Source organism: Parahaliea aestuarii (genome assembly GCF_008064635.1).
GTDB classification, from domain to species: Bacteria; Pseudomonadota; Gammaproteobacteria; order Pseudomonadales; family Halieaceae; genus Parahaliea; species Parahaliea aestuarii.
The window spans coordinates 221269-233994 of sequence record NZ_VRYZ01000003.1 but is presented as its reverse complement, the minus strand read 5'-3'; the positions used below and the strand labels follow the sequence as shown (position 1 = coordinate 233994).

At 61.5% G+C, this 12726-nt stretch carries 13 protein-coding genes; 5 read left to right on the top strand and 8 right to left on the bottom strand.

What is annotated here, in order from left to right:
* Window positions 1–34: 34 nt before the first annotated feature.
* Together ubiA and FVW59_RS08265 are read left to right on the top strand one after the other, a co-directional pair.
* Entirely contained in the window at window positions 35–901 is an 867-nt protein-coding gene (ubiA, locus tag FVW59_RS08270; RefSeq protein WP_148063780.1) for a 4-hydroxybenzoate octaprenyltransferase, read from the top strand.
* The gene (locus FVW59_RS08265) at window positions 898–2058 is read left to right on the top strand and encodes a GNAT family N-acetyltransferase (RefSeq protein WP_148063779.1); all 1161 of its coding nucleotides are present in this window, start codon (window positions 898–900) and stop codon (window positions 2056–2058) included. Before ubiA ends, FVW59_RS08265 begins: the two co-directional genes overlap by 4 nt.
* A 12-nt stretch (window positions 2059–2070) precedes the next feature.
* On the opposite strand, the gene FVW59_RS08260 is transcribed toward FVW59_RS08265, so the two are convergent.
* The 6 genes from FVW59_RS08260 to yaaA form a co-directional block, all read right to left on the bottom strand.
* On the bottom strand, window positions 2071–2421 hold the full coding sequence (locus FVW59_RS08260) for a DMT family protein (RefSeq protein ID WP_148063778.1): 351 nt from the start codon (window positions 2419–2421) through the stop codon (window positions 2071–2073).
* Window positions 2422–2514: 93 nt separating this feature from the next.
* On the bottom strand, window positions 2515–2937 hold the full coding sequence (locus tag FVW59_RS08255) for a thiol-disulfide oxidoreductase DCC family protein (RefSeq protein WP_148063777.1): 423 nt from the start codon (window positions 2935–2937) through the stop codon (window positions 2515–2517).
* Between the two features lie 110 nt (window positions 2938–3047).
* Entirely contained in the window at window positions 3048–3914 is an 867-nt protein-coding gene (locus FVW59_RS08250) for a sulfotransferase family protein (protein WP_148063776.1), read from the bottom strand.
* Between the two features lie 3 nt (window positions 3915–3917).
* Window positions 3918–4520, bottom strand: a complete 603-nt coding sequence (locus FVW59_RS08245; RefSeq protein WP_148063775.1) for a DUF938 domain-containing protein — start codon at window positions 4518–4520, stop codon at window positions 3918–3920.
* Between the two features lie 3 nt (window positions 4521–4523).
* Window positions 4524–5987 carry a flavin-containing monooxygenase gene (locus FVW59_RS08240; RefSeq protein WP_148063774.1) on the bottom strand — a complete coding sequence of 488 codons (1464 nt, stop codon included), beginning with the start codon at window positions 5985–5987 and terminating at the stop codon, window positions 4524–4526.
* A 41-nt stretch (window positions 5988–6028) separates the two neighbouring features.
* Entirely contained in the window at window positions 6029–6811 is a 783-nt protein-coding gene (yaaA, locus tag FVW59_RS08235; RefSeq protein ID WP_148063773.1) for a peroxide stress protein YaaA, read from the bottom strand.
* A 108-nt stretch (window positions 6812–6919) separates the two neighbouring features.
* Here yaaA and FVW59_RS08230 point away from each other — a divergent pair, with 108 nt between their 5' ends.
* From FVW59_RS08230 to FVW59_RS08220, 3 genes are read left to right on the top strand one after another with little or no spacing between them, the layout of a single operon-like run.
* Window positions 6920–7423 (top strand): TRAP transporter small permease subunit, encoded by a 504-nt coding sequence (locus FVW59_RS08230; protein ID WP_246139677.1) that lies wholly within the window; start codon window positions 6920–6922, stop codon window positions 7421–7423.
* A 23-nt stretch (window positions 7424–7446) separates the two neighbouring features.
* Entirely contained in the window at window positions 7447–8787 is a 1341-nt protein-coding gene (locus FVW59_RS08225; protein WP_425468399.1) for a TRAP transporter large permease, read from the top strand.
* Window positions 8788–8807: 20 nt separating this feature from the next.
* A complete protein-coding gene (locus FVW59_RS08220; RefSeq protein WP_148063770.1) occupies window positions 8808–9200 on the top strand; it encodes an acyl-CoA thioesterase in 393 nt (130 codons plus the stop codon).
* On the opposite strand, the gene FVW59_RS08215 is transcribed toward FVW59_RS08220, so the two are convergent.
* Both FVW59_RS08215 and uvrD read right to left on the bottom strand, forming a co-directional pair.
* Window positions 9201–10379 carry a TRAP transporter substrate-binding protein gene (locus FVW59_RS08215; protein WP_148063769.1) on the bottom strand — a complete coding sequence of 393 codons (1179 nt, stop codon included), beginning with the start codon at window positions 10377–10379 and terminating at the stop codon, window positions 9201–9203. It lies immediately after the preceding gene.
* Between the two features lie 85 nt (window positions 10380–10464).
* Window positions 10465–12615 (bottom strand): DNA helicase II, encoded by a 2151-nt coding sequence (uvrD, locus tag FVW59_RS08210; protein WP_148063768.1) that lies wholly within the window; start codon window positions 12613–12615, stop codon window positions 10465–10467.
* Between the last annotated feature and the right edge of the window lie 111 nt (window positions 12616–12726).

The window sequence follows — 12726 nt, the reverse complement described above, 5'->3', positions numbered from 1 at the left end:
TGGCAGACGACTGAACTGCCCCGCTAGCGACGCCATGACTACCCTCGCCAAACCCCAGGCCCTGCTGCAGCTGATCCGCTTCGACAAGCCAATCGGCAGCCTGCTGTTGCTGTGGCCCACCTACTGGGCCCTGTGGATCGCCGCCGGCGGCGTACCGGATATCAGCCTGCTGCTGATTTTTACCCTGGGCACCTTCCTGATGCGGTCGGCGGGCTGCATCGTCAATGACCTCGCTGACCGCGACTTCGACGGCAGCGTGAAACGCACCTGCCAACGCCCCCTGGTGACCGGCGCGGTGAGTGTGCGCGAGGCCCGGGTATTCATGCTGCTACTGTGCCTGGCGGCCTTCGCACTGGTGCTGCTCACCAATCCGCTAACCATCGCCCTGTCTTTTGCCGCGGTGGCGCTGACCGCTACCTACCCCTTTATGAAACGCTACACCCACTGGCCCCAGGTGGTCCTGGGCGCGGCCTTTTCCTGGGGCATCCCCATGGCCTTCGCCGCCCAGCAGAACGCCCTGCCCGCCGGGCTGTGGTGGCTGTTTGCGGCCAACCTGCTGTGGACGGTGGTGTTCGATACCCAGTACGCCATGGTCGACCGCGACGACGACCTGAAAATCGGCATCAAATCTACCGCCGTGCTGTTCGGCGATGCCGATCGCCTGATCATCGGCCTGCTGCAACTGGCCTGCCTGGGCTGCTGGGTGATGGCGGGCATCACCTTTGACCTGGGACCCTGGTACGGCGCCGGGCTCGCGGTAGCGGCCGGGCTGTTCATCTACCACCAGTGGCTGATTCGCGAACGCGAGCGCATGGCCTGCTTCCGTGCCTTCCTGCACAACAACTGGGCCGGGCTGGCGGTTTTTGCCGGTATTGTGCTGCACTACGCCAGCACTACATGAGCGACGCGACTGCACTGCGCATCGAGTTTGTCACCAGCCTGGCGGACATCGCCCCCGAACATTGGGACACCCTGGCCGGCAGCGACTATCCCTTTTTGCGCCACAGCTTCCTCTACGGGCTGGAACGCAGTGGCTGCACCAGCGCCGACACCGGCTGGCAACCCTGCCATGCCCTGCTCTGGCGGGGGCAGAGCCTGGTCGCGCTGCTGCCCCTCTACCTGAAGGATCACTCCTGGGGCGAGTACGTGTTCGACTGGGCCTGGGCCGATGCCTGGCGCCGCATGGGCCTCAACTACTACCCCAAACTGGTATCGGCCATTCCCTTTACCCCCGCCACCGGGCCGCGACTGTGCTGCGCTGAAGGCTTTGCGGAGGACGATGCCTGGCCGCTGCTGTTGCAGGGCATTCGCGCCCTGAGTGAGGAACAGGGCATCTCCTCCTGGCACCTGCTATTCCCGCAACAGGCGACCTCGGACAAGCTGCTCGCACTCGGCACCGCGCAACGCGTCGCCGTGCAATTCCACTGGCTGAACCAGGGCTACCAGAGCTTCGATGACTTTCTGTCCACCTTCGCCAGCCGCAAACGCAAAAACCTGCGCCGCGAACGCAGCCGTGTGGCGGAACAGGGCATCACCCTGCAGCGCCTGTGCGGCGCCGACATCAGCCCCGACCGCTGGGCCCGCTTTCACCGCTTCTACCAGCTCACCTACGCCAAGCGCAGCGGCCACGGCGGCTATCTCAGCGAGGCCTTTTTCACCGAAGTGGCGCCATCGCTGGGGGAGCAGACCATGATGGTCGTAGCGCAGCGCGAAGGCCGCGACATCGCCGCGGCCCTCTACTTCCGTTCCAGCGATACCCTCTACGGCCGCTTCTGGGGCTGCGAGCAGGAGTACGACTGCCTGCACTTTGAAGCCTGCTATTACCAGGGCATTGAGTACTGTATTGAGCAGGGGCTGCAGCGTTTCGACCCCGGCGCCCAGGGCGAACACAAAATCCAGCGCGGATTTACGCCGGTCTACACCTTCTCCAACCACTGGATTGCCGATCAGCGCCTGGCGGCGGCGGTGCAGGACTTTACCCGGGAAGAAGCGGAGCACGTTGCCCGCTACCGCGAGGAGGCGGCGGGACTGTTGCCGTTCAGGAAGGCCGGCGCCTAGGGCCGGCGCTGTCTATACCATTTTGCTTCTGAACATAAAAAACACCGCCCCGCACAAACAGAGCCCGGCCCACAGATAGTCAAGCTTTAGCGGTTCTTTCAGGTAGAGCAGTGAGAATGGAACAAATACCGACAGGGTGATTACCTCCTGCAGTATTTTCAACTCACCCACGCTTAAAACACTGTAGCCGATGCGATTCGCCGGCACCTGAAACAGGTATTCGAACAGGGCTATACCCCAGCTAACCAGCGCGGCGACAATCCAGGGCTTGCCGTTCAGCTCCTTCAGGTGTGCGTACCAGGCAAATGTCATAAATACATTGCTGCATACAAGAAGAGAGATTGATACCAGTACAGGATTCATAGGATCTCTACTTTTCTCTGTGCGCCCTGCTTCGTCGCACCGAATAGTTTACCAACTAGGGTACTTCGCTCTGCCAGCCTCTGTCCCCGACTCTCAATCACCGCCAAGGAAGCGCGCCTTTTGCTCGCTGTCCGGGATAAAACAGGTGTCGTAGCGGCCGAACAGTCTGTAGCGATTCAGTGCAATGCGATCGTACAGCCAGTCCCGGATGAATCGGGGAATCAGCCAGGCTACACAGACCAGGGGCCAGGGAAAGGGAAGCCGGCGCATAACACCCAGGAAGGCTGCTGACCGGGTGTGGATTTTCGATCCCTCGACAAGCACCATGGTTTCATAGGTGTCGGTTGGAAACCCGTGTCGCGCCAACAGTGCCTGGCCCTCCGGCGATTGCACCGTGGCCAGTTTGAAGCGGTGTTTGCGGTCGAAGCGAATAAGAAACCGTGTCCAGGCCGAACAGAGTTTGCAAACGCCGTCGAACAGCACCACACGACTCCCGGGTTCGGTTTGCTTGGACATGTCCAGGTGAGATCCAGTCAGGGGCCATCAGGCTTCAGCGTATCAAGGCAGAAAGCTATGCCGCTAGTGGTTTTCCAGGTGATGCTGGTACCGGCACGGAGTTTGCCCGGCTATCGAAGCCAGTGGGAGGGTACTTCCGCTGCAAACTCCTTCAACACGTAGTCATAAGTACCTGACAACGCATCTCTGACTTTTTCAATCGTCTCCGCTGCAAAGGTCATTCCTTCGCTTTTGTTGACTCTTGCGCCTACATCTCCGGTGGCACGAGGAACATCCAGGAACCGGCATAACTTGCCGAGTTCTGACGCCGACTTCTCATCGTCGAAAATATGCTCGTAGAACAAGGTGCAGAGATTGTCACCAGCGGTCACGTTCATAAGCGTTTCCATCGTTTGCCGATAATCTCCCCGCCTGGTGTAAGCCGGATTGGCAAGTTGCGCTACGGCCTGCAAATCCGGGTCAAAATCATCCATCGGGGGTTGGCCCTGAATCTTCCGAATAGTTTGTGAAAACTGAACCTGCGACAGGTACCGGTCGACCGGATCGCGCATGATGAAGATGAATTTTGCCTCGGGGTACAGTTCAAGGATGGCCCTGAAGCCAGCCTCGGGCAGCAGTGCATAGGCCGGGGTCACTTCGCCAAACGCCCTGTGGTGGCGGTCCAGCAGTGCAGAAAAATAGTCCCGGCACACCCCCGGGTTGCTCACCATCTCCAATCGCAGTTTGACGCAGCGAATTTTTTCCTCGATGTCGCGACAGGGAAACTGTCGCTGCTTCTCCAGCAGGTCCGAAAGGATATTCGACCACTTGAGATTCCATCCGCCCCGCGGATTCTCGAGGAACATGGCATCAAAGTAATGCAGCTCCTTGATGGGCGAAAAGGCAATGTCGGGATGCGCGGAAAGGTAACTGGCGAGCCATGAGGTTCCGGACTTGGCCGCGCCGATACCGACAAAGAACCCGGGATTCAATGTCATTCTCTACCGGTCCGTTTGCCACCACACCAGCAGGCGGTTGTTGGCCGGCATGGCGTTATCCTCCAGCAGGGCAAAACCCGCCTGTCGCGCCAGTTCATCCACCGCCTCGAAATCACGTATGGCGCTGTCCGGGTGCTGCTGTGCCAGCCACTGGTCGAAGCGCGCGTTGCTGTCGCTGGTGTATTGCCCGCCGTAGTTGAAGGGTCCATAAACGCAAAGTGCGGTGCCGGGCCTGGCGCGCCGCCCGAGCTCGGCAAAACACTGGGCCACGGCGGAAAAAGGCATGATGTGAAAGCTGTTGGCGGTGAACACGGCATCGGGCACCTGCGCCGGCCAGGGATGCTGGCATACATCCAGCGCCAGTGGCGGCAACAGGTTGCCGCCTTCGTACGCCGCGCAGCGCGGTGCCAGGGCGGGCAGGTTGGAATGGAGGTCGGTGGGTTGCCAGATCAGGTGTGGCAGGTGGCCGGCAAACCAGGTGGCGTGCTGGCCGGTGCCCGCGCCCAGTTCGAGCACCTGGGTCTTGTCGGCAAGCACCCGGCGCAGGATGTCGAGAATAGGTGCCTTGTTGTTTTCGCAGGCCTGTGACCAGGGCAACCCGTCCATCGCTCAACCCTTCATGTCAAAATCGCTGAAATCCGGCTCGCGCATATGCCACCAGTAGCGGGTGGTGGTGTGGGGCCAGTTGTTAACCACCTTGCCGGCGTCATTCTTGTACCAGCTGTCACAGGACGCCACCCAGACAGTGTCGGCAAGATCTCTTTGCATCTTCACATTGTAGTCGCGCATGACCGATGCGTTGATATCCAGGCTGCTGAGGCCGTTGGCCAGCAGCTTTTCGATACAGGCCACGGCGTAGTTCACCTGCCGCTCCACCATGAAGATGATGGAGTTGCTACCCAGGTTGGTGTTGGGACCATAGAGCATGAAGAAATTGGGAAAGCCCGACACGCACACGCCGCGATAGGCATCCGCCCCGTCGCGCCAGGCTTCGCGTAGATCGCGGCCGTCGCTGCCGACAAAACGCACCCCGCTGAGCATGTCGGTGGTACGAAAGCCGGTGCCGTAGATAATTACATCGGCGGGTCGTTCCCGGCCATCCTCCGATATTACCCCGGTGCTATCCATCGCCTGGATGGGAGCGGTCACAAGTTCCACATTGTCGCGATTAAACGCCTGGAAGTAATTATCAGAGACCAGGAGCCGCTTACATCCAAGTGGGTAGTCAGGCGTAAGCTTCTCGCGCAGTACCGGATCGCTGATGTGACGCGCCAGATAATTTTCACATCGGCGCTCCAGCAATTTCCGCAGTAAGCCCCGTTTCAGTAAAGCACCCACGAATATAGCTTCACCCCATAGGTAGGTACTGAGCCTATGCACTTTCTGCCACCAGGGATGTCGGGAAAAGCGACGCTGTTCTTGCGCCGTGTAGGCGCGGTCATTGCGTTCCACAACGTAATTCGCACTGCGCTGGTAAACGTAGACCTGCGCCGCCTCCCGCGCCACATGGGGAATGAACTGCAAGGCACTGGCGGCGTTGCCGATGATGGCCACCCGCTTGCCGGTCAGATCGATATCGTGGTTCCAGCGCGCGGAGTGGAAACTGTCGCCGCTGAAGCTATCCGCACCCTCGAACTCCGGCGTGTAGGGCAGGTTAAGCTGGCCGAGGCCGCTGACCAGGGCGCGGGCCTCGATCAGCTCGCCGCTTTCCAACGTTATTTGCCACAGGCCCCGGGTCTCATTGAAGCGGGCCTCGGCCACTGCGGTGTTCAGCCTCAACCGCGGGCGCAGGCCGTATTTGTCGGCACAGTGTGCAAAATAGGCGCGAATTTCATTGTGTGGCGAGTATTTGCGCGACCACCAGGGATTGGGCTCGAAAGAGTAGCTGTACATCACCGAGGGCACGTCGCAGCAGGCTCCCGGATAGGTATTGTCGTACCAGGTGCCTCCCACGCCGGCGGATTTTTCCAGTATCACGAAGTCGTCGATGCCGCGCTTGCGCAGCTGGATGCTCATGCACAAACCGGACATGCCGGCCCCGATAATCGCTACGCTGAGAATTTCGCTGCTCATGAGCTCCTCTGGATTTTATTGTATGGAGGCGAGGTTGCTGTTCAGGCCCCGGGGGGCCTGTCGCGGGTAAACACCAGTTCCCGGGCAGTGGATTCACTGGCGCTGTAACGGTAGCCGTCCACCCGGAATTTCTTCAGCCCGGCCACATCGTCGAGCTCCTGCTCGATGATATAGCGGGCCATCTGGCCGCGGGCCTTTTTAGCAAAGAAGCTGATGACCTTGTACCTGTCGTTTTTGAGGTCCTTGAACACTGGCGTGATGATTTCGGCATCCAGTGATTTGGCTTTTACCGCGCGGAAGTACTCGTTGGAAGCGAGATTAACCAACACCGGGCTGCCCGACTTTTTCAGGCTGTCATTCAGTGCCCCGGTAATCTCGTTACCCCAGAATTCATACAGGTTCCTGCCGCCGCGATTGGCAAACTTGAGGCCCATTTCCAGCCGGTAGGGCTGCATCAGATCCAGCGGTCGCAGCAGGCCGTATAGGCCCGACAGGATGCGCAGGTGCTTTTGCGCCCAGGCCAGCTGTGCCGCGCTCAGGGTGTCCGCATCCAGCCCGGTGTACACATCGCCGCGAAATGCCAGCACCGCCTGCTTGGCATTGTCCAGCGAGAAGGGCGCTGCCCAGTTCATGAAGCGCGCGTGATTGAGTTCGGCGATGTTCTCGCTCACCCCCATCAGTGCGCGAATGTCCTCTGGCGACAGGCCGCGAGCGTCTTCCACCAGTTCGGCGGCGCGCTCGATAAACTGTGGCTGAGTGGTTTTGCGGATATGGGGGGGCGTGTCGAAATCCAGCGTTTTTGCCGGTGAGATAACTGTGAGCATGAATCCTCGTCCGGGGCTCGGGCGCGAGCTGGGAAGCTTTCGCGTGAGTTGAGGGGCTATGATACGCTGCGCCCCACCGTTGCAAAAGACCAATAAAGAATGCCCCGAATGCTGGCCCTCGTCGCCGCTATCGACCGCTTTACCGAAGCCAGCGGCCGCCTGCTGGCCTGGCTGGCGGTGGCCATGGCACTGCTCACTGCGCTGGTCGTGGTGCTGCGCTATGGCTTCAACATCGGCTCCATCGCCGCCCAGGAAGCCATCACCTATATACACGGCACACTGTTTACCCTGGGCGCCGCCTACACACTGAAGCGCGATGGCCACGTGCGGGTGGATATCTTCTACCGGCGCTTTTCGGCCCGCGCTCAGGCTTGGGTCAACGGCGTCGGCAGCATCGTGTTCCTGCTACCCCTGTGCGCCTTTATCTTCTGCATCAGCTGGAATTACGTGGCGGAGTCCTGGGCGATACGCGAAAGCTCGCCGGAACCCGGTGGCATCCCCGCCGTGTTCCTGCTGAAGTCGCTGCTACCGCTGATGGCGGCGACCCTGTTTCTACAGGGCCTGGCGGAAACCCTGCGCAGCGCAGCGGTGCTGATGCGGGCCAGCGAATAGTGAGTGGCTATATCGCCCTGCTGATGTTTGCCGCGGTGTGCCTGACGCTGATGCTGGGCTACCCGGTGGCCTTCACCCTGGCTGGCACTGCCCTGGCCTTCGCCGCCGGGGGCATTATCGCCGGCGTATTCGACGCCAGTTTTCTCTCTGCCCTGCCGGGGCGCCTGTTCGGCACCGTCAACAATGCCACCCTGATCGCGGTGCCGCTGTTTATCCTGATGGGAGTCATCCTGGAAAAATCCCGTGTGGCTGAAGAACTGCTGGCGAGCATGGCGCGGGTGTTCGGCCGCCTGCGCGGCGGGCTCGGCATCTCGGTGATTCTGGTGGGCACGCTGCTGGCAGCCAGCACCGGCATCGTCGGCGCCACTGTAGTGACCATGGGCCTGCTATCCCTGCCAAGCATGCTGCAGGGCGGCTATAAACCGTCGCTGGCGGCCGGCACCATCTGCGCCACCGGCACCCTGGGGCAGATCATTCCGCCCTCCATTGCCCTGGTATTGTTGGGAGATGTGCTGTCCAGCGCCTACCAGCAGGCCCAGTTATCGATGAACATCTTCAACCCGAAGACCGTTTCGGTGGGCGATCTGTTCATTGGCGCCCTGTTGCCGGGCCTGCTGCTGGTGGCTTTGTACATGGTCTATGTGCTGGTGGTTGCCTGGCTGAAGCCAGAACAGGCACCGCCGGCGGAACAGGAGCCGGTACCCGCGTCAGAACTGCTCAAGGGACTGGTGCCCCCGCTGCTGCTGATCGCGGTGGTACTGGGTTCGATCCTGGTCGGCGCCGCCACCCCCACCGAAGCCGCTGGCGTGGGTGCTGTCGGCGCCCTGTTGCTGGCCCTTGCCAAGGGGCAGATGGACTTTTCGCGCCTGCGGGAGGTATCCCGCGACACCATGGAAGTCACTTGCATGGTATTCATGATCCTGATCGGAGCGGCACTGTTTTCACTGGTTTTCCGCGGTTTCGGCGGCGAGGAACTGATTCACCACTTCTTCGAACAGCTACCTGGCGGTGTCCTTGGCGCAACGCTGGTGGTCATGCTGATCATCTTCCTGCTGGGCTTTATTCTCGATTTTATCGAGATTACCTTCGTCGTGGTGCCCATTGTCGGCCCCATCCTGCTGGCCATGGGGCTGGACCCGATCTGGCTCGGCATCATGATCGCCATCAACCTGCAGACTTCCTTCCTGACCCCGCCTTTCGGCTTCGCCCTGTTCTATCTGCGCGGGGTCGCGCCGGATTCACTGGCCACCGGCGCTATCTACCGGGGCGTCATTCCTTTTATAATCATCCAGCTGTCGGTGTTGGTGGCCCTGTGGATGTGGCCGGCACTGGCAACCTGGCTGCCGGCGCAGCTGGCCCGATAACCTGACCCGATGCGATTGCCATGAGTGACATAGATTCCGCCCCCATTCCCCAGGGTGAATTGGCCCTGCAAACCATCGCCATGCCCAAGGACACCAATGCCAACGGGGACATTTTTGGCGGTTGGCTACTGTCGCAGATGGATATCGCGGGTTCCATCACCGCGACCGAAGTGGCCGGAGGCAGGGTGGCCACAGTAGCCATCGACGGCATGGCCTTCCTCACCCCGGTACATGTGGGCGCGGTGGTCACCTGCTACTGCGATGTGCTGGAAATCGGCCGCAGCTCCATCCGTATCGTGGTGGAGGTGTGGATCAACTCCAAGCACGATGGCGATCCGCTGAAGGTGACCGAAGGGGAGTTCGTATTCGTCGCTATCGACGAAAAGGGGCGCACCCGCGCGATCAATCCCTGATCAGGGATCTTTCCGCTCCGGCGGCAGTACCACGTCGCGGGCATTGATAAAGGCCTGCTCGGAAATATGGTGGTAGGCCCGCACCTTGCCGTAAAAATCCTGGAACGAGGCGTTGACCCGGGCGGCCAGCGGGTCTGCCGCCACCAGCTCCGCCAGCACTTCCTCACTGGCGTCAAACAGCGCTTTCAACACATCGTCCGGCAGGCGCCGCAACTGCACACCGTGGTTCTCCACCAGATCTCTGAGAGCGGTGTTATTGCGTGCGGTGAATTCGTCCAGCATTTCCTGGTTGGCGGCCCGCGCAGCGGTTTTCACAATCGCCCGGAGGTCCTCGGGCAAAGCCGCCAGCGAATCCTTGTTGACGATAAATTCCAGCATGGCGCCGGGCTCATGCCAGCCGGGGTAATAGTAGTATTTCGCCACCTCGTGCAGGCCCAGGGCGAGGTCGTTGTAGGGGCCAACCCACTCGGCGGCATCGATTACGCCGGTTTGCAGGGAGGTGTAGATTTCCCCGCCGGGGATACGCACCGAGGTGCCGCCGGCGCGGGTGAAGACGTCGCCGGCGAGCCCGGGGATGCGCATCTTCAGGCCCTTGAGATCCGCCACGCTGTTCAATTCGCGGTTGAACCAGCCCGCCATCTGCACCCCGGTGCTGCCGCCGGCATAGGGCTCGATGTTGGCGCCGGCGTACACCTCCCGCCACAGCTCCATGCCACCCCCATAGTACAGCCAGGCGTTCATTTCCTGGGCTGTCATGCCGAAGGGCACGGCGGTAAAGAAGACCGAGGAGGGAATCTTGCCCTTCCAGTAGTAGGCGGCGCCGTGACCGGCATCCGCCACACCCTGCGACACCGCGTCAAACACCTCGAAGGCCGGCACAATTTCGCCGGCGCCGTAGACTCGAGCTGTCAGGCGCCCGCCGCTCATCTCCCCCAACATGCGGGCGAAGTTCTCCGGCGCAGTGCCGAGACCGGGCAGGTTCTTGGGCCAGGTGGTGACGATCTTCCAGTGATAACCAGCCTGTTCACCGGCGATGGCTCCGGTTCCCGGGCCGGCACTGCGCGCCTCGCGCCCGGCGCCTGTGGCCCACAGGCCGATCACCAGGACCAGGGCGGCCACCAGCAACAGGATAACGAGGGGGGCGTAGTTCCGTTGCGCGTTGCGTTGACTGTCAGACATCGAGACTCAAATTTACAAACGGTTGTTATTATCAGCGCTGCAACAGCATCGCGTTATCACCCATTCGGGTTGAAAGCGCCGTTATTCAAAGCACCTGCAGGTTGGCGTACTGCACCACCAGCCACTTGCTGCCCTCGGCATCGAAGTGAACTTCCACCCGGGCATTGTTGCCGCGGCCCTCGAAGTTTAACACGATCCCTTCACCGAAGATCTGGTGGAACACGCGCTGCCCCAGGCTGAGGCCGGTATCGGGTACTGCAGCCTGGGTAAGTGAGCTCACCGGCGCGGCAATGGTGTTGTTCAGGCGCACTTCCTGCAGCAGATCCACCGGAATCTCGCGGATAAAGCGCGACGGACTGTTGTAGGATTCGCTGCCGTGAATACGCCGGGTTTCCGCATAGGTGATGTAAAGCCGCGCCATGGCGCGGGTAATACCCACGTAGCAGAGACGCCGCTCTTCCTCCAGGCGGCCGGGTTCCTCCAGCGACATGCGATGGGGAAAAAGGTTCTCCTCCATGCCTGCCAGGAATACCAGCGGAAACTCCAGCCCCTTGGCGGAGTGCAGGGTCATCAGCTGCACGCTGTCCTCGTGGGCGTCGGCCTGGGCCTCACCGGCATCCAGCGCCGCGTTATCGAGGAACTGCTGCAGGGGCGACAGCTCCTCGCCCTCGGGTTCGAACTGGCGTGCGGCACTGACCAGTTCCTCCAGGTTTTCCACCCGCGCCTGGCCTTTTTCTCCCTTCTCCTTCTGGTGAAAATCCAGCAGGCCAGAGGCATGCTCCACGTGCTCCACCAGTTCTTCCAGCAGCATGTCATCGCTGCCGCCGTCCATCTCGTCCACCAGTACAATGAAGCCCTCCAGCGCCGACAGCGCGCGGGCCGGCAACAACTTCTCGGCAATGGCCATGCGGATCGCCTGCCACAGGGCGACTTCCCGGTTGCGCGCGACTTCGCGCACGGTTTCCAGGGTTTTGCTGCCGATGCCCCGGGGCGGCGTATTGATCACCCGTTCCACTGCCGCATCGTCGCCGCGATTCTGGATCAGGCGCAGGTAGGCCAGGGCGTTGCGGATTTCCATGCGCTCATAGAAGCGCTGGCCGCCGTGAATGCGGTAGGGAAGACCGGCGCGGATCAGCGCCTCTTCCAGCACCCGGGACTGGGCGTTGGAGCGGTACAGCACCGCCACTGAACTGCGGGCGTTGCCGTCGTCAATCCAGGACTGGGCCTGTTCAACAATGAAGCGCGCTTCGTCCTGCTCGTTGAAGCCGGCGTAGAGGGTGATGGGTTCGCCGGACTCGCCGGCACTCCACAGCTCCTTGCCGAGACGGCCGAAGTTGTGGGCGATGACCCCGTTGGCGGCCTGCAGGATGGTCTGGGTAGAGCGGTAATTCTGTTCCAGCCGCACCGTCTGGCAACCGGAGAAATCATCGGAGAAGCGCTGGATATTTTCGATTTTGGCACCGCGCCAGCCGTAGATGGACTGGTCGTCGTCGCCCACCGCCACCACCGGAATGGTCTTGCCGGCGAGCACCCGCAGCCAGGCGTACTGGATGGTATTGGTGTCCTGGAACTCATCCACCAGGATCTGGCGGAAGCGACCCTGGTAGTGGGCCAGCACCGCCGGCGCCTTCAGCCACAGCTCGTGGGCGCGCAGCAGCAGCTCGGCAAAATCCACCAGGCCGGCGCGTTCACAGGCCTGTTCATAGGCGCGATAGATGCGCAGCATCATCTGGCCGTAGAGATCGCCGTGGGGCACGTCGATATGGGCGGCCCGCAGGCCCTCGTCCTTCTGGCCGTTGATGTACCACATCGCCTGTTTCGGCGGCCAGCGGGATTCGTCCAGGTCGAGCTCGCGGCACACCCGCTTCACCAGCCGCAGCTGGTCATCGGCATCGAGAATCTGGAAGTTCTGTGGCAGGCCGGCGTCCTTCCAGTGGGCCTTGAGCAGGCGGTGGGCCAGGCCGTGAAAGGTACCCACCCACATGCCGCGGGTGGAAATCTGCATCATTTCCTCGATGCGCCCGCGCATCTCCTTGGCGGCCTTGTTGGTAAAGGTCACCGCCAGAATGGCCTGGGGCGACAGGCCCAGGGCGCGGATCAGCCAGGCGATGCGGTGCACCAGCACGCGGGTCTTGCCGCTGCCGGCACCGGCCAGCACCAGCAGGTTGTCACTTTCGGCGGCCACCGCCTCGCGCTGGGCGGGGTTCAGGGGGGAGAGAATATCAGATACATCCATCGGCGCATTTTACTCGCTCCGCCGCGCCAGCCATAGGCCGGCGAGATGTAAATCACCCCGCATCGCGCCCGCGCAGTCCGACACCTGTATACTGAGCGCACCTGTACGCCA